At 72.9% G+C, this 26,099-nt stretch carries 22 protein-coding genes; 10 read left to right on the top strand and 12 right to left on the bottom strand.

The genetic code is table 11. From position 1 onward, the window contains the following. Positions 1-43 precede the first annotated feature (43 nt). Positions 44-1,570, top strand: coding sequence for a glycoside hydrolase family 43 protein (locus ABGB21_RS25895; protein ID WP_347679960.1), 1,527 nt, complete (start codon positions 44-46; stop codon positions 1,568-1,570). Here ABGB21_RS25895 and ABGB21_RS25890 read toward each other — a convergent pair. The 6 genes from ABGB21_RS25890 to ABGB21_RS25865 form a co-directional block, all read right to left on the bottom strand. Then, on the bottom strand, positions 1,526-2,530 hold the full coding sequence (locus ABGB21_RS25890; protein WP_347679958.1) for a GNAT family N-acetyltransferase: 1,005 nt from the start codon (positions 2,528-2,530) through the stop codon (positions 1,526-1,528). The genes ABGB21_RS25895 and ABGB21_RS25890 overlap by 45 nt on opposite strands. A gap of 54 nt (positions 2,531-2,584) precedes the next feature. Further along, a complete protein-coding gene (locus ABGB21_RS25885; protein WP_347657472.1) occupies positions 2,585-3,037 on the bottom strand; it encodes a YbhB/YbcL family Raf kinase inhibitor-like protein in 453 nt (150 codons plus the stop codon). Between the two features lie 174 nt (positions 3,038-3,211). Then, positions 3,212-3,673: a hypothetical protein gene (locus tag ABGB21_RS25880; protein ID WP_347657471.1), complete on the bottom strand. Its 462-nt coding sequence runs from the start codon at positions 3,671-3,673 to the stop codon at positions 3,212-3,214. Between the two features lie 111 nt (positions 3,674-3,784). Continuing rightward, a complete protein-coding gene (locus ABGB21_RS25875) occupies positions 3,785-4,969 on the bottom strand; it encodes a low temperature requirement protein A (RefSeq protein WP_347657470.1) in 1,185 nt (394 codons plus the stop codon). Positions 4,970-5,071: 102 nt separating this feature from the next. Beyond that, entirely contained in the window at positions 5,072-5,527 is a 456-nt protein-coding gene (locus ABGB21_RS25870; protein ID WP_347657469.1) for an SDR family oxidoreductase, read from the bottom strand. Further along, complete coding sequence (locus ABGB21_RS25865; protein ID WP_347679956.1) at positions 5,506-6,186, bottom strand: transposase; 681 nt, start codon at positions 6,184-6,186, stop codon at positions 5,506-5,508. Before ABGB21_RS25865 ends, ABGB21_RS25870 begins: the two co-directional genes overlap by 22 nt. Between ABGB21_RS25865 and ABGB21_RS25860 the strand changes: the two genes are divergently transcribed. From ABGB21_RS25860 to ABGB21_RS25835, 6 genes are all read left to right on the top strand, one after another. Then, a complete protein-coding gene (locus tag ABGB21_RS25860) occupies positions 6,185-6,562 on the top strand; it encodes a Sir2 family NAD-dependent protein deacetylase (protein ID WP_347657467.1) in 378 nt (125 codons plus the stop codon). The two genes, ABGB21_RS25865 and ABGB21_RS25860, sit on opposite strands and share 2 nt — an antisense overlap. Before the next feature lie 74 nt (positions 6,563-6,636). Further along, a complete protein-coding gene (locus ABGB21_RS25855) occupies positions 6,637-8,811 on the top strand; it encodes a hypothetical protein (RefSeq protein ID WP_347679954.1) in 2,175 nt (724 codons plus the stop codon). Between the two features lie 352 nt (positions 8,812-9,163). Then, positions 9,164-10,582 carry an OFA family MFS transporter gene (locus ABGB21_RS25850; protein ID WP_347657495.1) on the top strand — a complete coding sequence of 473 codons (1,419 nt, stop codon included), beginning with the start codon at positions 9,164-9,166 and terminating at the stop codon, positions 10,580-10,582. Beyond that, a complete protein-coding gene (locus ABGB21_RS25845) occupies positions 10,579-10,701 on the top strand; it encodes a hypothetical protein (protein ID WP_347657465.1) in 123 nt (40 codons plus the stop codon). The genes ABGB21_RS25850 and ABGB21_RS25845 overlap by 4 nt, the downstream gene beginning before the upstream one ends. 202 nt (positions 10,702-10,903) lie before the next feature. Then, complete coding sequence (locus ABGB21_RS25840; RefSeq protein WP_347679952.1) at positions 10,904-12,745, top strand: hypothetical protein; 1,842 nt, start codon at positions 10,904-10,906, stop codon at positions 12,743-12,745. Between the two features lie 51 nt (positions 12,746-12,796). Then, positions 12,797-14,263 carry an NADH-ubiquinone oxidoreductase-F iron-sulfur binding region domain-containing protein gene (locus tag ABGB21_RS25835; RefSeq protein WP_347657463.1) on the top strand — a complete coding sequence of 489 codons (1,467 nt, stop codon included), beginning with the start codon at positions 12,797-12,799 and terminating at the stop codon, positions 14,261-14,263. 116 nt (positions 14,264-14,379) lie between these two features. Here the strand turns inward: ABGB21_RS25835 and ABGB21_RS25830 are convergent, their stop codons facing one another. Both ABGB21_RS25830 and ABGB21_RS25825 read right to left on the bottom strand, forming a co-directional pair. Then, positions 14,380-15,045, bottom strand: a complete 666-nt coding sequence (locus tag ABGB21_RS25830; protein WP_347657462.1) for a class I SAM-dependent methyltransferase — start codon at positions 15,043-15,045, stop codon at positions 14,380-14,382. A 106-nt stretch (positions 15,046-15,151) separates the two neighbouring features. Continuing rightward, positions 15,152-16,855 (bottom strand): cholesterol oxidase substrate-binding domain-containing protein, encoded by a 1,704-nt coding sequence (locus ABGB21_RS25825; RefSeq protein WP_347657461.1) that lies wholly within the window; start codon positions 16,853-16,855, stop codon positions 15,152-15,154. A gap of 238 nt (positions 16,856-17,093) precedes the next feature. On the opposite strand from ABGB21_RS25825, the gene rnhA reads away from it, so the two are divergent. Both rnhA and ABGB21_RS25815 read left to right on the top strand, forming a co-directional pair. Next, positions 17,094-17,612, top strand: coding sequence for a ribonuclease HI (rnhA, locus tag ABGB21_RS25820; protein ID WP_347657460.1), 519 nt, complete (start codon positions 17,094-17,096; stop codon positions 17,610-17,612). Next, positions 17,609-18,994, top strand: a complete 1,386-nt coding sequence (locus ABGB21_RS25815) for an MFS transporter (RefSeq protein ID WP_347657459.1) — start codon at positions 17,609-17,611, stop codon at positions 18,992-18,994. Before rnhA ends, ABGB21_RS25815 begins: the two co-directional genes overlap by 4 nt. A gap of 52 nt (positions 18,995-19,046) precedes the next feature. On the opposite strand, the gene ABGB21_RS25810 is transcribed toward ABGB21_RS25815, so the two are convergent. Next, on the bottom strand, positions 19,047-20,552 hold the full coding sequence (locus ABGB21_RS25810; protein WP_347679950.1) for a PQQ-dependent sugar dehydrogenase: 1,506 nt from the start codon (positions 20,550-20,552) through the stop codon (positions 19,047-19,049). Between the two features lie 642 nt (positions 20,553-21,194). Between ABGB21_RS25810 and ABGB21_RS25805 the strand changes: the two genes are divergently transcribed. Next, entirely contained in the window at positions 21,195-23,774 is a 2,580-nt protein-coding gene (locus ABGB21_RS25805; protein WP_347679948.1) for a glycoside hydrolase family 3 N-terminal domain-containing protein, read from the top strand. Between the two features lie 276 nt (positions 23,775-24,050). Here ABGB21_RS25805 and ABGB21_RS25800 read toward each other — a convergent pair whose 3' ends face one another. The 3 genes from ABGB21_RS25800 to ABGB21_RS25790 form a co-directional block, all read right to left on the bottom strand. Further along, entirely contained in the window at positions 24,051-24,479 is a 429-nt protein-coding gene (locus ABGB21_RS25800; RefSeq protein ID WP_347657456.1) for a DUF2267 domain-containing protein, read from the bottom strand. A gap of 194 nt (positions 24,480-24,673) precedes the next feature. Continuing rightward, on the bottom strand, positions 24,674-25,543 hold the full coding sequence (locus ABGB21_RS25795) for a DUF72 domain-containing protein (protein ID WP_347679946.1): 870 nt from the start codon (positions 25,541-25,543) through the stop codon (positions 24,674-24,676). Between the two features lie 65 nt (positions 25,544-25,608). After that, on the bottom strand, positions 25,609-26,007 hold the full coding sequence (locus ABGB21_RS25790; RefSeq protein WP_347679944.1) for a TraR/DksA C4-type zinc finger protein: 399 nt from the start codon (positions 26,005-26,007) through the stop codon (positions 25,609-25,611). Between the last annotated feature and the right edge of the window lie 92 nt (positions 26,008-26,099).

Here is a 26,099-nt window from a genome sequence, read left to right as displayed (position 1 = left end):
CGCCGGGGCGACCGGTAGCCCGTCCGGGCCGCTCGACGAACCGATGCGGACCTTCGCCAACCCGGTCATCCCCGGCTGCCACCCGGATCCGAGCGTGTGCCGGGTCGGCGACGACTACTACCTGGCCTGCTCCAGCTTCGAGTACTTCCCGGGGGTGCCGATCTTCCACAGCCGGGACCTGGTCTCCTGGACCCAGCTCGGCAACGTGCTCGACCGGCCGAGCCAGTTGCGGCTGACGTCCTGCGCACCGTCCTCCGGCGGGGTCTACGCGCCGACCCTGCGGCACCACGACGGTCGGTTCTGGCTGATCACCTCGACCGTCCCGCGCGGCGGGACCCTGCTGGTCACCGCCGAGGATCCGGCGGGGCCCTGGTCGGAACCCGTCCCCCTGCCGGACGTCACCGGCATCGATCCGGACCTGGCCTGGGACGAGGACGGCAACTGCTGGTGCACCACCGCCGGGGTCGACCAGCGGCGGATCGACCCGGTCTCCGGTGCGGTGCTCAGCCCGTCGAAGCGGATCTGGTCCGGCACACCGGGCGCCCAACATCCGGAAGCACCACACCTCTACCGGGTCGGCGACACCTGGTATCTGCTGATCGCCGAGGGCGGCACCGAACGCGGGCACGGCATCTCGGTGGCCCGGGGCCCGGCCCCGGACGGGCCGTTCGAGCCGTGTCCGGCCAACCCCATCCTCAGCCACCGCAGCACCGACCACCCGATCCAGAACACCGGACACGGCGACCTGGTCCGGGCCGGTGACGGCTCGTGGTGGCTGGTCTTCCTCGGGGTACGCCCACGCGGCGGCACCCCCGGCTGGCACGTCCTCGGCCGGGAGACCTTCCTCGCCCCGGTGACCTGGTCCGACGGCTGGCCGGTGGTCGGCCCGGTGACCCCGGTGATGCGCGCTCCGGACCTGCCGCCGGCGCCGGTGCCCGCCGCGCCGGCCCGGGACGACTTCGACACCGGTGGGTTGCACCCACGGTGGATCTCCATCCGGTCCCGACCGCCGGAGGACGTCTCCCTGGTCGAACGCCCCGGCTGGCTGACCCTGCGGGCCCGGGGCGGATCCCTCGACGACCCGGGCGTCACCTTCGTCGGGCGCCGGCAGGACCAGCACGACGTCCGGGTCCGCGCCCTCGTCGACGCCGGGCGGGGCCGGGGCGGACTGGCGGTACGCCTCGACGAGCAGCACCACTACGCGGTCGAGGTGGGCGACGGCGAGGTCTGCGTACGGGCCCGGATCGGGCCACTCGCGCAGCGGCTCGCCGGCCGACCGGTCTCCGGCCCGGTGGTGCTCCGCGTCGAGACGTGGGCGTCCGGCCCCGGCATGGACCACCCCCGGCAGGAGCCGGACGTGGTACGGCTCGGCTTCGAGGCGCCGGACGGCGAGTTCGTCGCGCTCGCCGAACTCGACGGCCGGTATCTGTCCACCGAGGTCGCCGGCGGTTTCACCGGGCGGCTGATCGGCTGTTACGCCGCCGAGGGCACCATCCAGGTCGACTGGTACGACTACCACCTGCTGTCACTTGACCGGCTCGCCCTCGCCGACGACCTCGTCGACGCCTGAGGCCGCCTCGACGGTCCGTTCGAGGGTGTCGACCTCGTACCTGGTGGTCAGGCCGACCGAACGGTAGAGCCGGACCGGCTGGTTCGGGTTGGTGAGGTCCACCCCGAGGCCCGCGTACTCACGTCCCTTGCCGGCGTAGCGGGCGAAGGCGTGTCCGAGCAGGGCGGCGCCCACCCCCCGGCGACGGTACGGCCGCAGCACCGCCAGCGCCTTCACCCAGCCCTCGTTCTGATCGAGGTTCTGGTCGGCGGACCGCAGCGCCCCCGCCGGTTCACCGTCCACGACGGCCAGCAGCCACTCGTCCCAGGAAACGCTCGGCAGCGCCGCCACCCGCGCGCGCCACTGCTCGTAGCTGGTCGGCTGGTGGTCGTCGGTGTCCCGGAACGCGGTGTCCAGGATCCGGTGGAAGGTCCGCAGCTCGGCCTCGTCGGCGGCACGCACCGGACGGATCGTCACCCCGGCCGGCGGGGACGGCGGCACGGCGCTCAGCCCGGCGAGTGACCGGCGCATCCGGGCGTACCGTTTGACAAAGCCGAATCCGGCGGCCCGCAGCGTGGCGATCCACCGCGACTCGGTGGGGACGGCCATGGCGCGGACCGTCGTCCGGTCGGCGCCGGACTCCGCCGCGCGTCGCGCGGACCGGGCGAGTTGGCGGGCCAGCAACGGCCGTTCGGCGGCGACGCCCCGCTCCGGGTGGACGTAGACGGTGACGCTCTCCCGGATGCCGGTGACCGCGTCCTCCAGGTACGACCAGCCGACCACCTTGCCGTCCGGTGCCACCGCGAGCCAGGAGTCCCGGGTCGGGTCCGATCCCGGCGCGGTGAGTGCCTCCCGGACGTCGTCGGCGCTGAAGTCGGGGTGGCCGACCGCCGCGATGTCGCTGGCGTGCACCACGGCGAGGATCGCCGGTACGTCGTCGAGCGTCGGCCGGCGCACCGACCAGCCGGAGGGAAGCCGCATGGCGGCATCCAACCACCGGCGCTGCCGGGACGGCCGCCGATTTTCCGCCCGGTGTCAGCGGGCGAAGGTGCCGACCATGTTGCCGCTGGCCAGTTCCAGCGCGCCGATCGCGGCGTGCACGTCCGGCACCTGCGGCGCGGCGGGCAGCTCCAACGGCTGGTTCACGGCGTAGAGCCGGAAGAAGTAGCGGTGCGGGTCGTCGTTCACCGGTGGATGCGGTCCGCCCCAGCCGGCGGTGCCGAAGCCGTTGACCCAGGCCCGGCCGCCGGGCGGTGTCTCGCCCTCGGCGACGCCACCGGAGTCCGCCTCGATCCCGGTCACCAGCCAGTGCAGGAACGGCGTCCGCCCGGCGTCCCGGTCCTCGACGAGGAGGATCAGTTCGGTGGCCGACTCGGGTACGTCGCCCCACTCCAGCGGTGGCGATATGTTGCCGCCGGCCCGGGAGAACCGGTCCGGCAGCCGGTCGTGGTCGTTGAAGGCGACGCTGCGCAGGTTGATCCCAGCCATGACGTCGTCCCCTCCCCGGTTCGGTGCGTTCGGGTCACGCCGGCCGGTGCCCGTGACGGGCGGCCGGTCCGCACCGCGACCCCTGGTCCGATGGCCTACCCGGGACCGGTCCGGGCAAACCCGTGACCGGCCCGGCGGACCCGGGACGGCGCGACGGCACCGGTGGGCGGGCGGTCAGCCGCGACGCGTACCGCCGAGGTGCCGGCCGAGCATCCGACGTTTGCTGGCGGCCCGCCCGAACAGGTCGTCGAGGAGCAGGGTCAGGCCGGCACCGACCAGCCAGGAGTCCTTCGCCAGCCCGGCGCCCTGCTGCGTGGGCCGCGGATCACCCGGCTCGTGCATGCCCGGGGTCGCCCAGTACAGGCGCAACAGGGCCCCGCCGAACCCGGCCAGGCCCGCGCCGACGAGTGCGCCGGGAACCACCGGCAGCAGCAGCGCGGCGCCGAGAGCGATCTCGGTACCGGCGAGCAGCCGCGCGAACGTCTCCGCCGAGAACCGTCTGACCGGCGGCATCGCGCCGACGGCCATCCCGTGCACGCTCGCCGCCGCCTCGCCCTCCAGGCTCAGCTTCGACAGACCGGAATTCAGGACGTACGCGCCGATCGTGACGCGCAGCGGAAGATGGGACAGGTTCATCTGGCGGCTCCACTCTGCCGTGCCACTGTTCGGCTCGCCTACCCGGAACCGCTGCCGGCACACCCGACGAAGCAGGTGTGCCGGCAGCGCCCGGGTTGGCCGGTGAGCGGGTCACAGGGCCGGCTTCGGGGGTTCCGGGCGTTTACCCCAGCTGCGCAGGGTGTCGGCCAGCGCCATCCCGGCCAGCACCAGGCAGCCGACACCGGCGATCGCCAGGACGGGCAGCAGGAGCATCACCGGTGAGATCACGATCAGGACCAGCGCCGCGACCACCCGGGACGGCGAGACCCTGCCGAAGACCTCGTACTCGAAGCGGGACCGGCCGACCAGGAAGAGCGCGGGCCCACCGAGCAGCAGCCCGACCATCGGCCAACCGGCGTCGTCGAGCGGATCCGCGATCATGAGTTTGAAGGCCGCCGCCTTGATGACAACTCCGGTGACCATCACCAGGTGGGTGTAGGGCGCCACCCGGAAGAACCGTCGGGTCTCGACGACCGACTCGATGGCCAGGGGCAGCACCTCGCCGGCGCGGTGGGTGTAGATCCGCCACAGCAGCACGGTGCTGAGGAACGCCACCAGGAACGCGCCGGAGGAGGCCGGGCCGGCGCGCACCTCGCTGTAGGTGAATCCGCTGACCAGGATCGCGTCACCCAGCGCGATCATGAAGAACTGCTGGTACCGCTCGGCCAGGTGCTCCGCGGTGACCCGGTACTGCGCCTGTGGCAGCGGACCGAGTCCCGGCGTCGGATAACCCAGGCTGAACGCGACGTAGTCGATGGTCAGCGCGCCGGCCCACCAGGCCGCCCGGGCGACCTCCCCGGTCACCAGGCCGCCGATGACCCAGGGCACGGCCGAGACACTGAACCAGAAGAAGATCCGCAGCGCCCGCTTCTGCACCTCCTGGCCGCGCAACGTGGGAATCAGGAACAGCCCGCGACTGAGGTGGATACCGACGTACGCGCACGCGAAGACGATGGCACCCGAACCGAACGCGTGCGGCACGGTCGCCGCCAGCAGCAGGCTGCCCAGCATGGCACTGAGCATCAGCAGTTGGATCGAGACCTGTTGCGGGTCGTAGAGGTCGGTGAGGAACGCGGTGATCGACCAGACCCACCAGAGGGCGGCAAGCAGCACCGCGGTCTGAAGGACCCCGAGCCAGGTCAGGTTCTCCACCAGATGCCGGGAGATCAGAGAGAGCGCGACGACGTAGACCAGGTCGAAGAAGAGTTCGAGCAGGGAGACCCGGCGCGAGCCCTCCGGGTCGCGTTCCAGCGCCGCCTTGGTACTTGCTCTCACCCGGCAAGACTGCGACAGATCGGGCCAGCGGTCCGGCCTTTCGCCCCGTTTGCCGGCCACCGGGCGAGGTCGGCGCGGCGGCCCGACCGTGACGCGGCCGCGCTACGGCACGATCGTGTCGACGTACCCGCCGTCGACCCGGACCGCCGCGCCGGTGGTAGCCGAGGCGAGCGGGGAGGCCAGGTACGTGACCAGGTTCGCGATCTCGTCGGGTTCGATCAGCCGCTGGATCAGCGACTGCGGCCGGTGCAACCGCATGAACTCTCGCTGCGCCTCCGGCCACGGTAGGCTCCGGTCCACCAACTGGTAGACGAAGTCCTCCACGCCGCCGGTGTGGGTGGGGCCGGCGATCACCGCGTTGACCGTGACCCCGGTGCCGGCCGCGGCCTTGGCGAAACCGCGTGAGACGCCGAGCAGTGCCGTCTTGGAGACACCGTAGTGGATCATCTCGGCCGGGATCACCACCGCCGAGTCACTCGCGATGTACTGCACGCGTCCCCAGCCCCGCGCCATCATGCCGGGCAGGTAGGCGCGGGTCAGCCGGACCGCGGCCAGCACGTTGACCTCGTATTGACATCCTCTCCGGCCTGAAGGATGGAGATTCCCTCCACGCTGCGGGTGGACCGCGCGGCGTCCGGGTGGGTTCCCGCTTCCCTGCGCGCCGCCGGCACGGATGCCGGTCTTACGTACGCTCCACGGGCGTTGAGGTCCGCCTGTCCAGCGGCCCTGACGTTCCTGGCGGCGTTGACGTCCCGGTCGTGGGCCGCTCCGCACGGGCAGTCCCACGACCGGACGTTGAGCGCCATCTTCTCGTTGATGCGTCCGCAGTCGGAGCACATGCGGGTGGACGGGAAGAACCTGTCCACCCGGCCGAAGGTGCGCCCGTACCGGGCGGCCTTGTACTCCAACATGGCGGTAAAGGTGGCCCAGCCCGCATCGTGCACGGACTTCGCCAGCCGGGTCCGGCCGAGACCGGTCACGCACAGGTCCTCGACGTACACCGCTTGGTTCTCGCGGATGATCTGCGTCGAGAGCTTGTGCTGCCAGTCGCGCCGGGTGTCGGCCACCCGCACGTGCGCGCGAGCGACCTTCTTGACGGCTTTCCTGCGGTTGGCCGAGCCCTTCTGCTTGCGCGAGAGGGCCTGCTGCAACCGGCGCAGCTTGCGTGCCACACGGCGCAGGAACTTCGGCGCGGCCACCTTCGTGCCGTCGGACATGACCGCGAAGTGCACCCCGACGGCTGGAACCCTGGCCCGGGTCGCGGACGGCGACGAGGATCCCCGCTGCCCGGACTGCGGCGGGATCCTCAAACTCGCCGTGGTGCTGTTCGGCGAGGACCTCGACCCGGCGACGCTCGGGCAGGCGAGCCGGATCGCCGAGGCGGCCCAGCTGTTGCTGGCGGTGGGCAGTTCGCTGACCGTCGAACCGGCCGCGTCACTGTGTCTGGTCGGGGCGATGGCAGGCGCCCGGCTGGTGATCGTCAACCGGGACCCGACGCCGTACGACGGTCTCGCCGACGCGGTGGTCCGGGAACCGATCGGCAGCGTCCTGCCCCGGATCACCGCCGCGTTGACCGGCGGCCACCCCGGGTAGCCGCGCCGCGACGCCGAGCCGGTGGGCGGTTCCGGAGACGATGACCAGGTGCGACGGTCGCGTACGGTGTGCCCGTGATGCCACCCCCACCCCCACCCCCGCCGACGCCGGGCGTCCGTTGGTTCGTCGGTACGGCGTACCGGTTGGCCGCCGGGCACCTGGGTCGGCTGTTCCGGGCGACGGTGCCGGCCCTCGTCCCGGTCTGCCTGGTGGTGCCGGCCCTGTGGACGGTCGCCGGCGGCGACCGGGCCGCGATCGTCGACGGCGTGCCGCTGCTGGATGGCGGCGGCCGGCACCACCTGCCGGCGACCCTCGCCGCGTTGCTGGTCGCGCTGGTCGGCTGGTGTGTCGCGATGGTCGCCGGGCAAGCGGCCCTCGTCGCCGAGCCGCCGGCTCGGCGGATGTGGGGCCGGTGGGGGCGGGCCGGGGCCGGGACGGCCAGCCTGCTGGGTCTGTGCGTGGTACTCGGCGGTGCCGGCCTGGTGGTGGTCGTCGGTCCGCTGCTCCGGATCCTTCCGCCGCGCCTGGCGGTCGTGCTGCTCGGCGCCGCCCTCCTCGCCGGCCTGCTCGCCCTGTGCCGGGTCGCGCTGACGCTGTCCGCGATCGGGCTCGACGGCCTCGGCACGGGGCCGGCGGTCGACCGTGCGCTCGCCGCCAGTCGGGGCCGGCCGTGGCGGACCTCGCTGGGGGTGCTGGTCGGCGCCGGTCTGCTGCCGGTCCTGGCCCTGGTCGGCACCGCCGCCCTGGCCGACGCCGTGACCGGCGGTCTGGCCGCCGTCGCGGCCACCCCGGTCGCCGCCGGTCTGCCCGCCCTGCTGTACACCCTCGTCCTGGCCGTCGTCATGCCGGTCCAGGCTGCCACCCTCGCGGTGGGATATCTCGGCCCGGAGCGGATCGAGCTGGTCCGGCACACCGCCGTGCCGTCGGCGTCCGAGTCGGCCGGCCGGTCCACCCACCGCCTCGGCCGGCTCGGGCTCGTCGTCGCGCTGCTGGCCCCGGCCGGGCTGGCGGTGGTGGTCACGGTGGTGAACCCGTATCAGGTACCGGCCGTCCGAACCGGTCACCTGGCACCGCCGGGGCTGCTGCTCGCGGTCGGCCTGCCCACCGGCGCCCCACCCGTGCTGGTCGACAGCGCCGGCATCGTCGACTGCGCCGACGCCGGCTGCCACTCGGCACGGACCCACACCGACAGTACGGTCATGGCGGCCGGCGGGGTCCGGGCGGCGACCGTCACCCCCGACGGCACGGTCTGGTACGCCACCGCCGACCCCGGCCGGGGACCGTCGGCCGACACCCGACTGCGGTTGTTCCGGTGTACCCGCACGGGCCGCTGCGACGAGTCACCGTCGTCGTACGCCTGGCCCGGCGCCGGACCGCAACCGGCGCACCTGGCGGTGGCCGTCGGGCCGACCGGCGCACCGACGGTCGCCGCGATCCTTGACGGCGGTGCCGGGCAGGACGAACTCGCCGGGTACCCGTGTGCCGACGCCGGTTGCGGCAGCCGGGCGGAGGTGCTGTTCGGCCGGGTACCCGGCGGCGACCGGATTGTCGTCCCCACCGACGGTCCGAGGTTCCGCCCGCCGCTGGTGCTCAGCGTCGACACCGCCGGACGTCCGGTCGTCGGTTACCGGGCTCCGGACGGCGGCACCTGGCTCGGCACCTGCGAGTCGCCGCGCTGCGGCGAACCCCGGTCGCGTCAACTGGCCCCCGGGGGCCTCCTCGACGACCTGCCGGTCCCGGCCGGGCCGGGCGTCGACCGCAGCGGATCCGCCACAGTCCCCGGCGTCCCTGGCACACCCGGCGGGGTCGGGGTGGCCGTCGCCCCGGACGGGGCTCCGGTGCTGCTGGACGAGACGCGGGGAACTCCACGGCTGTGGCGGTGCGCCGAGCCGCGCTGTGCCGAGGACCGCCTGTGGCCCGCCCCGGTTTCCGGCTGGCCGGGCCTCGTGGTCACGACCGACGGCCGGGCGCTGATCGGGCCGGTCGCGGATCCGACGGAGCGGTCCGCCGGCGAGATACGGTTCGGCCCGGCCACGGTACGGGTCGGCCCGGCGGCGCCGGACCCACCCGGCCGGATGGTCTTCTGGGTCTGCCCGCTCGACGACTGCGCGAACGGCCGCCTGGTACGGCTGCACCGGGCGACGCCCGCCGGCCCGGTCGCGTTGGCCAGTTCGGCGGACGGTCGACTGCTCCTGGTCCAGGCCGACGGGACCGGCTACCAGGTGGCGTCGCTGCGGCTACCGGACTGAGCGCCGGTGCCGGGGTCGGCAGCGGGTGCCGGACCGGGCGACCGGCCCGGACACGTCGACCCGGCACCGGCGTGCCTCCGCGGTGCCCGGCCCGTCACCCGGCGTCCTGACCGGGCCGTCGTCACTGGTACGCCTTGAGTACGACGGTCCGGATATGACCGTTCGGCTCAGCTGATCGACCGCCCGGCGATCAACCCGGTTCTGAAGATCACTTAGCCGGTTCGGGGGCGACTAGGTTCCGGCGACAAGCCACTGAATCCGGCGGAACCGACGATGCGCCCCCCGCCACCCCGGCGAGCGCCGCCGCACCGTTGCACCCGCCTCACCCCCAAAGCGAGGTGCGACCGTGCCACTGCTGTCCGCACTCGACCACCAGCACACCGTCGCCCGCCCGGGATACAGCCGCTGGCTGATCCCGCCGGCGGCGCTCTCGGTACACCTGTGCATCGGTCAGGCGTATGCCACAAGCGTCTACAAGAACTCCCTGATCAGCCACTTCGACACCAGTCAGACCGCGATCGGGGTGGTGTTCAGCATCGCGATCGTGATGCTCGGACTCTCCGCCGCGCTCGGTGGCACCTGGGTCGAGGCCCACGGCCCGCGCAAGGCGATGTTCGTCTCCGCCTGCTTCTGGGCCACCGGCTTCCTGGTCGGTGCCCTCGGCATCGCGACCCGTCAACTCTGGCTGGTCTACCTCGGGTACGGCTTCCTCGGCGGCATCGGTCTCGGCATCGGCTACATCTCCCCGGTCTCCACCCTGATCAAGTGGTTCCCGGACCGTCCCGGCCTCGCCACCGGGCTCGCCATCATGGGCTTCGGCGGCGGCGCGATGTTGGCCAGTCCGCTGTCCCGGCAACTGCTGTCGCTGTACGACCCCGACTACGACCCGGCCAACGCCGCCTCGGTCGCCTCCGGGGGCGCCCTGGTCGGGCTCTTCGTCACGCTCGGTCTCGGCTACTTCGCGATCATGATGTTCGGTGTGGTCAACGTCCGGGTACCGGCACCCGGCTGGCGACCGGCCGGCTTCGACCCGGCGAGCGTGGCGGCCCGGCCGCTGGTGACCACGGCCAGTGTCTCGGCCTCGAACGCGATCCGGACCCGTACCTTCTGGCTGCTCTGGATCGTGCTGTTCTGCAACGTCACCGCCGGCATCGGGATCCTCGAACAGGCCAGCCCGATGATCCAGGACTTCTTCCGCGACGGCGGGACCTCCACGGTCAGCATCGCCGCGGCCGGCGGCTTCGTCGGACTGCTGTCGCTGTTCAACATGGCCGGTCGGTTCGTCTGGTCGTCGACGTCGGACGTGATCGGCCGCAAGCCCATCTACGTGGTGTACCTCGGGGTGGGCATGGTGCTCTACACCCTGCTCGCCCTGGTCGGCTCCACCGCCACCGCCCTGTTCGTCCTGCTCGCCTGCGTCATCCTGTCCTTCTACGGCGGCGGTTTCGCCACCGTCCCCGCCTATCTACGGGACATGTTCGGCACCTTCCAGGTCGGCGCCATCCACGGCCGGCTGCTGACCGCGTGGTCCGCCGCCGGGATCGCCGGCCCCCTGATCATCAACGGCTTCCTCGACGCCCAGGGCCGGCCCGGCACCCTCACCGCCGACGCGTACCGGCCGGCGCTGTTCACCATGGTCGGCGTACTGGCCGTCGGTTTCGTGGCCAACCTGCTGGTCCGACCGGTCCCGGAACGCTTCCACGAGCCGGTCGCCCCGGACCCCGCCGCGCCGGCCGGCGACCCCGACATCGAGAGGAGCACCACCCGATGAGCCCTGACCCGTCCGGCCAGACCGGTCGACTCTGGATCTCCTGGCTACTGGTCGCGATTCTGCTCGGCTACGGCGTGGTACAGACGGTCATCACCGCGGCGAAGCTCTTCACCGGCTGACGCCAGATCCCACCCCGGGACAACCACCGCCACCGATCGTGAAACATAATCGGCACTGACTCATCCGTCTGACCGGTTTCCACGTACTTGAGGTGGGTCGGGCCGCGGTACGACAGCGGCCCGACAGACCGGCCGACGTGGTCCGGTCGGGTCGAGCGGCACGGTCGCCCGTCGACGACGACACGGCCGGCCAGGGTGAGCCGTGACGTGGGCGCCGAGGTGGAAGATCGAGGAGCGGATGGCCGGGACGAGACAGCTTCAGCGAGCCAGCATCCCGAAGAGCTTCACCAGCCGGGCTACCGCGCCCCGCCCGAGGTCGGCGGTCGCGCTGCTGGTCGTCTCCGCGCTGACCGCCGTCTGGGCGGCGGCGATGCTGAGCCCGTTCGGCAACATCATCGACGCGTACATGTTCGTTTTTGTCGTCTTCTTCGCCGGACCGGTCACCCTGGTCTCGCTGAGTCTGACGGTGATGGTCGGGCTGGTCGCGACCGACCGGATCGTGCTGCTGATCCGGCACCGGGTGCTGCTGCAGTCGGCGCACCGGGCGCTCGGCATCATCGCGGTCATCGGGCTGGTGCTGCACGTCCTGACCAAGATTTCCGCCGGTCACGTCAGCGCGTCCAACGCGTTCCTGCCGTTTGTCGGGGGTGCGAACGTCTACGTCGGACTGGGCACCGTCGCCGGGCTGATGATGGTGGGTGTGCTCTGGACCGGCCTGATCCGGGCCCGGTTCGCCGGAATCGGCAAGCCGTGGATGTGGCGGGCCCTGCACAGCGTGGCGTACGCCGCCTGGCCGATCGCCCTGGTGCACGGCCTGGAGGCCGGCCGGACGGCGGCCACCTGGGTCACCGCCAGCTACCTGCTCTGCGTGGCCATGGTGGTTGTCCTCCTGCTGCTGCGGCTCTCGGTCAGCCTCGGGCGCAAGCGTGAGGCCTCCCAGACCACCGGGTCGATGGCACCGGTCGGCCGGCCGGCGAAGCCGGCTGCCGGGGGCCGGGCCGGTACGGCGGCGCCGGCCCGTCGCCGGACCGCCGACGAGATCCGGGCCAGCCGACAGAACGCGGCCGACCGGGACGGCCGGCGCGGTGGTTCGGCGGACCGGGGGAACCGACGCTCCGGTACCGCGGACCGTGACGACCTGCGGGACACCGGCGCCGGACGGTGGAGCGAGCGGACCGCCTCCGCCGAACGGGACGACCGGCGCGGCGGCGCGGCCGACCGGGAGCCCCAGGCTGACCGGGAGCCGTCGGCCGGCCGGCGCCGCCGCAGCCTCGACGACCTGCGCGGGGACGGCACGGAGCCGGGTATCAACTCCTGGGCCCGGGCCGGCGAGTTCGACACCACGGACTCGTCGCGCCGTGGCGCCGACCGGTTTACCGTGCCGGAGGTGCCGCTGGACCGGGAGGCGCTCGCCGGACCGGGTCGTCGGGACACCGCCGCCGAGCCGGAACTGCCCTGGGACAGCCCGCGCCGTTGGACCGGCGACGACGCCGACGAGCCCTGGGACCGGCCCGGACGCGGATCCGACAACGCCGCGGACCGGCCGGCGCGGGGCATCGGCGACTCCCGCTACCGTCGGCTGTCCTCTGACGACGAACCGCCGCGCAGCAGCCGGCACGACACCGGGGCGATGGCGGCGGTCGACCTGACCGGGACCGACCCGGGCGGGACCGGACGGCGACCCTGGCGGGACCCGGACGACGAGGCGCCGACGAGCGGGGCGCCACGGGCCGGCCGCCGGCGGCGGGACCCGGACGACGAACCGGGCGAGGAGCGCGGCGGACGGCACAGCCGGGGACGCGACGAGACCGACGCCGAGGAGAGCACCCTCGGCTGGGGCCGGGCCGCCCGGTACGAACCCAACCTGGTGGCCCGGCGCGACGAGGACGACGAGGAACTCGACACCCCGACGCTGGTCAACCTCGCCGCCCGGCGGGCCCGCCGGGGCAGCGCCGCGACCAGCCGATCCTCCCGACGTCGCAAGTCCGACGAGGCGGCCGAGGAAGGGGCGTACTGGACCAGCCTGAAGGGTGACGCCCGCTGAGCGCGGGTCGCATCCGCGAGCCCTCCCGTAACGAACCGAAGGTGTGACGAGATGAGTTTGACCGCCGTACCCCCGGTCGCCTGCTTCGGCGAGCCCCGGCTGACCGCCGGATTCGACGAGTTCGGTCGGCTGGACCTCACCGCCCACGAGATGGTGCACGGCGCGGTGAACCCCCTCTCCGCGAAGGGTCTGATCCGGCTGGTCGAGGGCATCGAACTCAAGGGCAAGGGCGGTGCCGGTTTCCCGTTCGGACGCAAGGTCAAGGCGGTACTGGAGTCCGCGGACCGGCAGGACCTGCCCACCGTCGTGGTGGTGAACGCGACCGAGGGTGAGCCGGGGGCCTGGAAGGACAAGGCGCTGCTCACCCGCGCGCCGCACCTGATCCTGGACGGTGCCGCGATCGCCGCGTACGCGTTGGACGCCGACGAGATCGTGATCGGTGTCGCGGACGACGGCATCGGCGAGGCCTCGCTGACCGCCGCGCTGGCCGAGCGCCGGATGCCGGTCCGGACCGGGATCGTCACCGTGCCGCACCGGTTCATCTCCGGTGAGGGCGGTGCGCTGGTACGCGGGATCAACGGCGAGGCGCACATCCCGCCCGGACGCAAGCAGCGGGCCAGCGAGACCGGGGTGGGCGGGCTGCCGACCCTGCTCTCCAACGCGGAGACGTACGCCCAGCTCGCGGTGGCGGCGCGCCTCGGACCGTACGAGTACGGCACGGTCGGCACCCCGGACGAGCCCGGCACCGTGTTGCTCACCGTGACCGGGGCCGCCGGCCGTCCGGCGGTGGTGGAGTGCCCGACCGGAATCCCGCTGCGCGACGTGCTGGAACTCTGCGAGGCGCCGGAGGGGCCGGGGGTGCTGACCGGCGGCTACCACGGCAACTGGATGACGGCGGAGGCGGCGGCCACCGCCGAGGTCTCCCGGGCCGGTTTCAGCAAGGCCGGCGGCAGCCTCGGCGCCGGGATCATCATGCCGATCGGCAACGACGTCTGCCCGCTCGGCGAGGCCGCCCAGGTGGTGCAGTACCTCGCCGGTGAGTCGGCCGGCCAGTGTGGACCGTGCCGGCTCGGCCTGCCGGACCTGGCCCGGACGATGGACCAGATCGTCGGCGGCAGCGCCTCGGCCGAGGCGGTCCGGGCCGCGGCCAGCGCGGTCCGCGGTCGGGGCGCCTGCAGCCACCCGGACGGTACGTCCCGGTTCGCCACCTCGGCCCTGGAGGTCTTCCTCGAGGATCTGGAGGCGCACGCCACCCGGGGCGGCTGTGGCAAGCGGGTCAAGGGGGTGCTGGGTCTGCCGTCCGCCCCCGACAACCCGACGTCGAAGCTGGTGGTGGACTGGTCCCGCTGTGACGGGCACGGGCTCTGCGCCCACGTCGCGCCGGAGTTCATCCGGCTCGACGCGAACGGTTTCCCGGCGTTCCCCTCCTCCCCGGTGCCGACCTGGCTGGAGTCGGGTGCCCGCAAGGCGGTCCGGATGTGTCCGGAGCTGGCGCTGCGGCTGCTCCCGGTGGAGTGACCGGCCGCCCGGACGAGCCGCTCGACGGCGGACGCGGTCGCCGGCGACGTCGGTGCCGACGCCATCGCGCGGCGCGGTCCGTCCTCGATGGTGGGCGGGCGGTCGCCCCGGGCGGCTCAGCCCGCCCGTCGGGCCCGGACCGCGAACATGGTCGGGGTCGGACGGCCGCCCTCGGCGAACCGGTCGGGTACCAGCCCGACGTCGAGGAGTCCGTGCAGCAGTTCGGGCAGTGGCCGGTGCTCGGCGCCGACCTTGTCGCGGATGCCCTGGTCGGTCCAGGACTCCGTGCTCCAGCCGCGGTCGAGGTAGCCCGGCCGGATGACCACCGCGGCCGGGTCGGCCCGGTCGGCGAACGCACCGCAGAAGCACGGATGTACTCCGATGTGGACGAACACGCCGCCGGGGACGAGGACCCGGGCCACCTCGCTCAGCACCGTCGGATAGTCCGGCATGTCGGTGTGCACCATCACCGCGACGACCGCCGGGAACGACCCGTCGGGGAACGGCAGGCCAGCGGCGTCGGCCCGGACGACCGGCAGCCGACCGGTCGCGTGCCGAAGCATGCCGGCGGAGATGTCGACCCCGAACGGGGTACGGCCGAGCGCGCGGACGGATGCGGCGTACACACCGGTGCCGCAGCCGATCTCCAGACACCGGCCGTCGCCGGGCCCGAGCAGCCGACGCAGGGTGGGGACGATCTCCAGCGGATCACCGGCCGCCGCCTGGCGGTCGAGGAACTCGTTCGCGTACCAGTCCGCGATCTCGTCGTACGCCGCTCGCATCTGGTCCTCCCGTGGTTCACGATTCCGATCCCCCATTCACCCACGGTGGAACACCGGCGGCCGGCCCGTTCGCGCAGGGCGCAGCGGCCGCCGGTGCCGACGGCGGTCAGGTCGATTCGGGCAGCAGGACGTCGAGGAAGGCGTTGCTGAAGAGTCGGTGCGGGTCGTACCGGTCGAGGGTGTCCAGGGCCCACTCCCAGGTCGGGTCGGGCCCCTGGCGGTAGGAGTCGGGGACGGTCCCGGTCAGCATCGTCGGGTCCGCCCAGGCCGCCCCGTCGGTGTAGCCCCAGCCCTTCGACCACTCCGCCCGACAGAAGGCGTACGACCCGGTGTAGGTGGTGAAGAAGAAGTCCTCCATCTCCCGGTAGAAGGCGTGCAGCCGCGGCGCGGTGGGGAAGCTGAGCACGTCGAACCAGACGACGGTGTCCCACTCGGGATGGTCCGGTCGGGGCCGGACCGCGGAGAGCGCCGGCGGCCGTGCCCCGGGGACGCCGGCGTCCTCGGCCCGGTCCACCCCCGCGACCCGGATCTCCACCTGTCCGGTGACCGGGTACTCGCCCCGGGCCTGGTACGCGGCGAGCTGCCGCTGGTAGAACTGGGCGAACTCGCTGACCACCCGCTGCAGCGACGCCCGGGTGGTGTGCACGGCGTAACCGTTGGCGTGCTCCCGCAGGGTGGTCGGCTTCACGTAGAGCAGCAGGTTCTTCGACGGCCCCCACAGGTCGTGGCCGAGCGTGGCGGTCAGCCCGGTGACGGCGGTGGTGTACTGCAGTTGGCCGAACGTCGGCGCCAGCCACCAGGCCCCGCCGATCAGCTGCTCGGCCAGTTCGGCGACCGGCCGCGGCACGTTGTCGGAGAAGGGGTAGTTGTACGGCGTCGCCACCGGCCGGGAGGTGAGCGGCCGGGTCGGGGCGACGCTCCAGACCTTCAGCCAGGGGTGCTCGGTGAAGGCGAACCAGATCGCCTCGACTCGTCCGGCGGCCGCGACGAAGCTGGCCAGGGTACGACGGGCTCCGCTGCCCGGCGGGGCGAACAGTTCGCTGGCCGGGATGTCGACGCTGCTGACGCAGCGCAGGTTCTGGTTCGCCCCGACCCGCAGCGTCACCTCGGTGACGAGGGCCCGGCCGAGATGGGTCAGGAAGGCCGCGCAGTCCGGCTCGGCGCGGTCGAAGGTCCGCAGTACGTAGCCGCCGGCCGAGGCGTCCCAGACCACGGCGGTGAGGGAGAGGATGAGGTTGCTCAGCGAGCCGTAGCCGTGGCCGGGCGCCCGGGTCTCGCCGTCGGCCGGCACCGAGGTGCCGTGCCCGTTGATCGCGAGCACCCCGCCGAGGCTCAGTTCGCCCGGCGCGGGGGTGTTGGTCACCCCGAGTCCGTGCTCCTCGCAGTAGCCGAGGAACGCCTCCATGGTGACGCCGGTCTGCGCCCGGACCGCCGCCGCGCCCGGTGTGGTGGAGAGCACCGTCATCGCGGTGAGGTGGCGGGTGGTGTCGACCAGGAGGGTGCGGTCGATGTCCGGGTCGCCGTTCGGCACGGTCAACGGTGACCAGGTGTGCCGGTAGCCGCGGGCGCGTACCGTCCAGCCGTTCCGGTAGGCCCAGTTGGCCACGGTGACCAGGTCGGCGGGCGACCGCGGTACGCAGGTCCAGGCCCCGGTCACCTGGATCTCGCCGGCCCAGTTGCGGTAGACCTCGCGGTGGACCGGGATGTCGGCCGGGAAGCCCGGCGGTGACGCGGATTCGGTCGACAGCCGCAGTGCGCCAATCGCGGTGGCGGCGGATGCCTCCAGGAAACCCCGGCGGGTGAGAGCCATCGTGTCCCTCTCTGCTCGGCGACGATCGATGCGAGGTTGATCGATCAACAAAAATGATCGACGCCTTACCCCGCGCCGCCGAGGTCCGAATCCGGCCCGCCGGCCGTTTGGAAGCCGCTGCGCAAACCGACAACGCCGGCACACCGCCGTCAACCCGGCGACGCCGTCCGGCCGTCGGCCTGGGCGCGCCGTCCCCCGCCCCGGGCCGGAGACCGGGTACGGCGGGTATGTTGCCCGGGTGACGGAGCAGTCAATCCCCCCGGTGGTCGACATCTACACCGACGGCGCCTGCAGTGGCAATCCCGGCCCGGGCGGGTGGGGCGCGGTGCTGCGGTACGGCACCCGGGAGAAGGAGATCCACGGCGGCGAGCCGACAGCCACCACCAACAACCGGATGGAGATGATGGCGGCGATCCAGGCGTTGGAGAGCCTCACCCGCCCGGTGACGGTACGCCTGCACACCGACAGCACCTACCTGCGGGACGGCATCACCCGGTGGCTGCCGAACTGGAAACGCAACGGCTGGCGGACCGCGGCGAAGCAGCCGGTGAAGAACGCCGACCTGTGGCAGCGACTCGAGGCAGCGGCCGGCCGGCACGACGTGCGCTGGCACTGGGTGAAGGGACACGCCGGGCATCCGGAGAACGAGCGCGCGGACCGGCTCGCCGTACGTGGCCTACGGGAGGCCTCCCCCGGCACCGGCGGCCGGGTCGGCGCGCAGCGGGGCTCCGGCAGTGCCGGCTCCCGCACGGGGTGACCGGGGCACGGGCCGACGCGCCACCGGGACCGCCCGATCCGCCGGAGCCGCCGCCCGTCCCAGCAGGGCCGCCCGATCCGCCGGAGCCGCCGGACGGGCGGGCGCTGTGGCGCGGACGGGACTTTCCACTCTTCCTCTCCGGGCAGACCCTCGCCGCGCTCGGGAACTCGTTCTCGCTGATCGCCGTACCGCTGCTGGTGTTGCACGCGACCGGCTCGGTCGCCCAGATGGGGCTGCTGACCGGTCTGGGTGGCGCCGCGTCGGTGCTCGCCGGCATGCTCGCCGGGTTCCTGGTCGACCGGGTCGACCGGAGGCGGCTGCTGATCGGTTGCGACCTCGCCCGCGCGCTCGGCTACGGGCTGATCCCGCTGGTCTGGCTCTGGTCGCCGCAGGTCTGGCTGCTCTACCTGGTGGCGCCGGTCGGGGCGGCGGTCGGCATGCTCTTCCAGGTCGGCTACGTCAGCGCCGTGCCGGCGCTGGTCGCCCCGGGGCAGATCACCCGGGCGAACGGCCACCTCTACGCGAGCTACGCCGCGGCCGGCATCGCCGGACCGCTCCTGGCCGGGGCGCTCTCCGCGGCGATCGGCCCGGCCGCCGCGATCGCGGTCAACGCCGGCACCTTCGGCTGCTCGGCGCTGGGGCTCCGCTTCGTGCGGTTCCGGCCCCCCGCCGCCCGGCCGGTCGGTCCGGAGCACCGGGTGGACGCCGGCCGGACGTCACCGGACACCGGTGCGGCAGACCCCACCGAGCGGGCCGCCCGGTGGTCGGATCTGCTGGTCGGGGTCCGGTTCCTCTGGCGCCATCCGACGCTGCGGGCGCTGACCGTGGCGCTGTCGTTCCTGACCTTCCTGACCATCGGTCTGACCGACGTCTTCATCTACCACGTGAAGCACGACCTGGGCCGCACCGACGCGGCGGTCGGCGCCGTCTTCGCCGGAGCGGCCGGCGGCACCGTCGTCGCGGCGCTGCTGGTCGCCCGAATCCGCCGCCGGCTCGGTTTCGGGGTCTGCTGGATCGGCGCGTACGCGATGGCCGGGCTGGCTGTCGCCGGGGTGGGTCTGACCGGCACCGTCCCGGCTCTGGCGGCGCTGGTCACCGTGTACACGTTCGGCACCGCGACCGCCGGCATCTGTTCGGTGTCGCTGCGTCAGCAGGTCACCCCGGAGCGGCTGCTCGGCCGGGTGACCTCCGCGTTCTGGACCCTGCACTCGGCGCTGGGCCCGCTCGGCGCCGCCGTGCTCACCGCCGCGGTGGCCCGCTACGGTACGACCCCGGTCTGCCTCGTCGCCGGTCTGCTCTGCCTGGGCATCGCCACCGCCACCACGCTGACCCCGATCCGGCAGTCCCGCCCCGAACTCGTCGCAGTCCGGGGCGGGACCTGACCAGCGGCGTCCCGCCCCGGACCCGTCGCGGTCCGGGGCGGGTTCGGGGCGGTCAGCTGGCCGTGCAGGTCGGGGTCATGCCGCTGCCGGTGCCGGTGCCCTGGAAACCGAACTCGGTGGACTGTCCGGCGGCGATCCGGCCGTTGTAGCTCACGTTGGTGAACGTGACCGCGCCGCTGTCACCACTGCGTTGGGTGTTCCAGGCGTTGGTGACCGTGGCACCGGACGGCAGGGTCATCCCCACCGACCAGCCGTTCGTGCCGGACGAGCCGGCGGTCACCCGTACCGTGGCGACGAAGCCGCCGTTCCACTGGTTCAGCGAGACGGTGGCCGAGCAGCCGCCCGGTCCCTGCGTCGGCGGCGTGGTGGGCGGGTTCGTCGGCCCGCTCGTCGGCGGCGTGGTGGGCGGGTTGGTGGGTGGCGTGGTGGGCGGGTTGGTCGGCGGCGTGGTCGGCGGGTTCGTCGGGTTGACGCCGACCGGCGGGAACCGCAGCACCCGGTCGTCGGTGGTGGCCGGCGTACCCCGGCCGTCCCGGTTACTGGTCGTCACCCAGAGCGAGCCGTCGGGCGCCCGCTCGACCGTACGGAGCCGGCCGTAGGTGTTGACCAGTTGGGCGACCGGGGCGCCGGCGCCGCCGTTGCCGGTCAGCGGCACCGTCCAGAGCCGGGCTCCCCGCAGCGCGGCGACGAACAGGACGTTGCCGTCGATGGTGGCGCCGCTCGGCGACGCCTCGGCCGTCGTCCACGTGACGATCGGGTCCCGGAAGCGTGGATCGTTGCCTCGGCCCTCCACGGTCGGCCAGCCGTAGTTGCCACCGGGCACGATCTGGTTGACCTCGTCCCAGGTGTTCTGCCCGAACTCGCTGGCGTAGAGCCTGCCCTGGGCGTCCCAGGCGAGCCCCTGGACGTTGCGGTGGCCGAGGCTGTAGACCAGCGAGCCGGCCGTCGGGTTGTCGGCGGGTACACCGCCGTCCGGTCGCATCCGCAGGATCTTGCCGTTGCGGCTCTGCGGGTTCTGCGAGTTGGCGGTCTGGCCGGCGTCACCGACCCCGGCGTAGAGCATGCCGTCCGGGCCGAAGGCGATCCGGCCGCCGTCGTGGAAGTTCGCCCGGGCCAGTCCGGTGAGGATCGGCGTCTGGGTCTGCGGCGTGTCGAGCCGGAACCGGACGATCCGGTTGTCGCTGCTCGAGGTGAAGTACGCGTAGACGTAGTTGTCCTGGGCGAACGTCGGCGAGACGGCCAACCCCAGCAATCCGGCCTCACCACCGGCCGAGACGCCGGAGATGGTGGTGACCTGCTGCGGACTCTGTCCGGGCCGCAGCCGCAGCACCCGGGCGCTGTTGCGTTCGGCGACCAGCGCGCTGCCGTCGGGCAGGAAGGCGAGACCCCAGGGGGTGTTCAGGTTGGTGGCGACGGTCTCCGGACGACTGAAGTCGAATTCACCGGCGGCCGACACCGACACGTCGCCGGCCTGGGGCGCGGTCGCGGCGACCGCGAGGCCGCCCCCGCTCAACCCGATGACCAGGGCCGCTCCCGCGACGAGAAGGCGGCTCCGCATGCCACACCTCCAGACCGGTCAGCCCGGTCCGCCGGCGCCGACCATCACCGATAGAAAGATAGACATGAATGTATCACGGATATGACGAGTGGTCCCCTCCACCGAGGGCGGGCGGGCCGGTCCCCGCCCGGCCGACCCGCCCGCGTCCTCGGCGGTCCCCCGCCCGTCTCTCCGCCCGGCATCCGGGCCCGGTGGCCGAGCACGACCGCTCCCCCCACCGCGGGGCGTGTTCAGACCAACGCGACCGAGATGATGATCACTCTCGGCGGGTCGCACCGGCGGGATACGGTGCTGTTCCCCGGCCCTGGCATGCCCCACCGTCCCTTCGGGTCACCCCGGGCAGACATCTCCCACCAGGGGCCGGCGAACCGTCACCCCTGGACGGAACCGAACCACCCGCAAGTTTTCGGCGCCGGTCCGATAATTCATCGTGATGCGGCGCACGCTACGACTCGACGACAGAACGGTCAATACCTATGTCTCGAGGAAACTTGCGAGCTACTTTCGGTCGCACTACCCTCTCGACGCGGGCCGGACTTTCCGGAAACATGTCGGAAGTACGCGCGCGAGACCACCACACCAGTCACACCGACGTGCGCCGGCTCTGGAACAGGCCCAGCAACAAGCGACAGGAGGCTGCTCGTGAGCAGCAACCGCAACGCCGCCGATACCCGTCGGACACCCAACGAGGTCGGTCGGCTCGAGGTCACCACGGCACCGGACGGGCGTCCCCATGATGGACAGCTCACCGTCGCCGCGCCCATCCCGGCAGACGGCTCCCCAGCTGTGCACGTCCCGGCGGTCCCACCCCCGCCGACCGGGATGCCGGCCGCCGCGCCGCTGGCCGACCCCCCGCCGGTCTGGCAGGACCCGGGCCTGCCGGTCGACCGGCGGGTCGAGGACCTGCTCGCCCGACTCTCGCTGGAGGAGAAGGTAGCGCAGCTGTACGGCGTCTGGGTCGGCGGCAACTCGACCGGCGACGACCTGGCCCCGCACCAGCACGAGATGGTCAACGAGGCGCCCGACTGGCGCGACCTCATCGGCGCCGGCCTCGGACAGCTCACCCGGGCGTTCGGCACCGCGCCGGTGGATCCCGTCGACGGCGCCCGGGCGCTGGCCCGGATGCAGGAGGAGATCACCGCCGCCAACCGGTTCGGCATCCCCGCGGTCGCCCACGAGGAGTGCCTCACCGGGTTCATGACGTGGAAGGCGACCGTCTACCCCACCCCGCTCGCCTGGGGCGCCACGTTCGACCCCGCACTCGTCGAACGGATGGCGGCCCAGATCGGTACGTCGATGCGCCGGGTCGGCGTACACCAGGGGCTGGCGCCGGTGCTCGACGTGATCCGGGATCCCCGCTGGGGACGGACCGAGGAGTCGATCGGCGAGGACCCGTACCTGGTGGCCACCATCGGCACCGCGTACGTCCGCGGCCTGCAGTCGACCGGGGTGATCGCCACGCTCAAGCACTTCGTCGGATACTCCGCGTCCCGCGCCGGTCGCAACTTCGCACCGGTCGCGGTCGGCCCCCGGGAACTCGCCGACGTGCTGCTGCCCCCGTTCGAGATGGCGCTGCGGGACGGCGGCGCCGGCTCCGTGATGCACGCGTACACCGAGATCGACGGGGTTCCGCCGGCGGCCGACCCGGAACTGCTGACCCGACTGCTCCGGGACGACCTGGGCTTCACCGGCACGGTCGTCGCCGACTACTTCGGCATCAGCTTCCTGCAGCGGCTGCACAGCGTCGCCGCCGACCTCGCCGAGGCCGGCGCGCTCGCCCTCGCCGCCGGGGTCGACGTCGAACTGCCCGCCGCGCACTGCTACGGCGCCCCGCTGGTCGCCGCGGTCCGCGCCGGCACGGTTCCCGAGGCCCTGGTCGACCGGGCCGCGGCCCGGGTGCTCCGACAGAAGTGTGAACTCGGCCTGCTCGACGCCGACTGGTCGCCGCTGCCGGCCGCGCTGACCACCGCCGAGCGGGTCAACGGCGGCGGCCCCGCCGCCGTTGACTCCGGCATCGACCTCGACCCGCCGAGCCACCGGGCGCTGGCCCGGGAACTGGCCGAGGAGTCGGTGGTGCTGCTGGCCAACTCCGGCACGCTGCCCCTGCGACCGGAAGCCCGGATCGCCCTGGTCGGGCCACTGGCCGACAGCGTCACCGGCATGCTCGGCTGCTACACGTTCCCGAGCCACGTGGGCAGCCAGCACCCGGAGTTGCCGGACGGGGTCGAGATCCCGACGCTGCTGGCGGCGCTCCGCGACGAACTGCCGGACACCCCGATCAGGCACGCGTTCGGCGCGCCGATCGAGGGCACCGGGGTGGCCGACGACCTCGCCGCGGCGGTCGCGGCGGCCCGGGACGCCGACGTCTGTGTCGCGGTCCTCGGCGACCGGGCCGGTCTGTTCGGCAACGGCACCTCGGGCGAGGGCTCGGACGCCGCCGAGCTGCAACTGCCCGGGGCGCAGGCGGACCTGCTGGAGGCGCTGCTCGACACGGGTACCCCGGTGGTACTGGTCCTGCTGGCTGGCCGGCCGTACGCGCTCGGCGGGTGGGCGGACCGGCTGGCCGCGATCGTCCAGGCCTTCTTCCCCGGCGAGGAGGGCGGCCCGGCGGTCGCCCGGGTACTCAGCGGCCGGGTCGCGCCCTCCGGTCGGCTGCCGGTGAGTGTGCCGCACGGCCCGGCCGGACAGCCGGCCACCTACCTGACCCCGGCGCTGGGTCGGCGTACCGAGGTCAGCAGTGTGGACCCGACGCCGCTCTTCCCGTTCGGGCACGGACTGTCGTACACCGAGTTCGTCTGGCCCGAGGTCCGGGTGGACGGTGCGGTGCCGACGGCCGACCACCCGGTCGAGGTACCGACCGACGGTACGGTCACCGTCTCGGTCACCGTGTGCAACACCGGCGACCGCGACGGCACCGAGGTGGTCCAGCTCTACCTGCACGACCCGGTCGCCCAGGTGACCCGACCGGTGGTCCGGCTGATCGGGTACGCCCGGGTCCCCCTCGCCCCCGGCCAGACCCGCCGGGTCGACTTCGCGGTACACGCCGATCTCACCTCGTTCACCGGCCGGCATGGTCACCGGGTCGTCGAACCGGGTGACCTGGAGTTCCGCCTCTCCGCCTCCAGCGACGACCACCGGCACACCGTCGGGGTCCGGCTGGTCGGCCCGGAGCGCCGGGTGGGCCTGGAGCGGCGGCTCGCCCCCGGGGTGACGCTGCGGTAACCCCGGTCCGGTGGTGCCGGCGACGGGTCCGGCACCACCGACGGCGGGACGGATCGGGTCTGCCGGGGGCGACCAGCGGGGTCCGGGCGACCGGCGACCCGGCGACGGCCGGTCCGGGGGCGGCATGCTGAGGCCGAGATGATCCTCGTCGGCACCTCAGGGTGGCAGTACTCCGACGGCCGGACACCACGGCCCGGGACCGACGACATTGTCGGTTCCGGACCGTGGCGGCTCAGCGTACCCGGGTACCGGGCGGCGTCCGCCCGGCACTCCGGCTCACGGCAGGATCGTGGTCAGGTCCTTCGGCATGCTCGACCGGACGTCCTCCCACTCGCCGTCGGTGACGTGCCGGCGCAGCGCGTTCAACACGGTGTCCACGACGGTCGCCGGACCGCCCTGGACGTCGAACGGGAAGCCGGCCCGCACCTCGTAGAGGAACTCCTCGCGGTTCAACTTGATCGGCACCACGCTCGGATCCCAGCCCTCGAAGTAGATCCCGCGGACCAGCACCGGCAACTGGGCGGCGAAGTGCACGCTCTCCTGCACCGGCAGCCGGTCGCGCAGCAGGTGCAGGACCGTACGGAGCGCGGCGTACGACTGGTTGCGGCGCTCCTTCGGCCATCCGTACGCCTGCTCGATCTCCTTCAGGATGATGTTGGTCTTGTCTATCGACGACTCGAAGGCCGAGTACGTATTGTTCGGCACGACTGATCCCCCGTCCCGTCTGGCGACCGGCGACGACGTTGCGTCAGCCGGCACGCTGCCCGTGACCAGGCGTCCGGGCTCCCGTCCCGGGTCGCCTCTGCTCCACACCGCCACCATGCTCGCCTGCCGCCGGGTGAGTTCCGTTCACCCGGCGCGGGTGAATCCGGGGGGCCGTCGCCGTCGCGACGGCTGGCTCACCCGGCCAGCAGGTCGGTCAACTGCTCGGCGTTGCGCTGGGCGTAGTCGCGGTAGCAGTTGTTCAGGAGCACGTGCGTCTGCTCGGCCCGACCGGCCAGTTCGCGCAGTTTCGGCGCCCAGTCGGCCAGTTCCCGTTCCGAGTAGCGGTAGCCGAACCGTTGGTAGATGTCCCTGCTGTTCCACTTCGTACTGTGTCCGTGGAACCGGACCACGGCGAGTTCCGCGGTCGCGGCCAGCACCGGCGGCACCGACGACCGGTACCCCTGCGGCATGTCCACACAGACGTACGGCAGCCGGTGTCGGCGCAGGAAGTCGAGCGTCTCCGCCTCGTTGTCGCCGTCGAACCAGGAGGCGTGCCGGAACTCGAAGACGGCCCGCATCGGCGCGCAGCGTTCCCGCACCTCGAGCAGGTACTGCTTGTTGTCCCGCCGGATGGTGAACCAGGGCGGGAACTGGAAGAGCAGGGCGCCCAGCTTACCGGCGTGGGCCAGTGGCTCCAGCGCGGTCAGGAACCGGGTCCAGACCTCCTCGTACGTCTGCGCGTCCAGGTCGCCGGGGTAGACGTTCCGTTTCTCCGTCTCCGGCCGGAGGTCCCTGTACAACGCGGAGACCCGGGTCGGATGTCCGGTGAGCAGGCTGAACGCCTTCACGTTGAAGGTGAAGCCGGCCGGAGTCCGGGACGCCCAGAGCTGGGCGGTCCGCTCCGCCGGCGGGGCGTAGTAGGTGGCGTCCACCTCGACCAGCGGGAAGCGGCTGGCGTAGTGGGCGAGACGCCGTTCGGGGGTGTCCGCGGCGGGCGGATACCAACCCGACTCCAGCAGGGTCCGGTCCGTCCACGACGCGGTGCCGACCTTGATCCCGCCCATCGCCTCCGTACACCCGTCCCGTCATCGACCGGCGACGTGCCCGACCGGGTCCCGCCGCCTCCGGGTCAGGCCGCCCGACGTTCCCGGCTCTGCTTGCAGGAGACGCAGGTGGTCGCCGCCGGGAAGATCTCCAGCCGCTCGACCGGAATCGACGTCCCACATCCCTCACACCAGCCGTACGTTCCCTCGTCCAGCCGGTGCAACGCGTGTTCGAACTGCGCCCGCCGGTCGAGGATCGCCCGCAGCAGCGACTGGGCGGTGTCCCGCTCAGCGGTTTTCGTACCACTGTCTGCCTGATCGTCACCGGCGGTGTCACCGATCTCGACCAGGCGGAGCACCTGGCTCTGCACCATCGCCTCGTCGTATTCGACGGTCAGCTCGTCGTAGCGGCTCTTCAGGGCCCGACGGATCTGGTCGATGTCCCCCGCCGAGCGACCGGTGCCGACTGCCTCGTTGACGAGCATGCGCTGCCTGCCTTTCCGTCGGGGCGACGGATCCGCCCTCCTGGACGGGATTGTCCGGTGCGGTCCGTCACGAGCAGCGCGAATACCCCACC

Source organism: Plantactinospora sp. B24E8 (assembly GCF_039871735.1).
GTDB lineage: Bacteria > Actinomycetota > Actinomycetes > Mycobacteriales > Micromonosporaceae > Plantactinospora.
The sequence above is the reverse complement of the archived record's forward strand: the minus strand, read 5'-3'. Positions and strand labels throughout refer to the sequence as shown.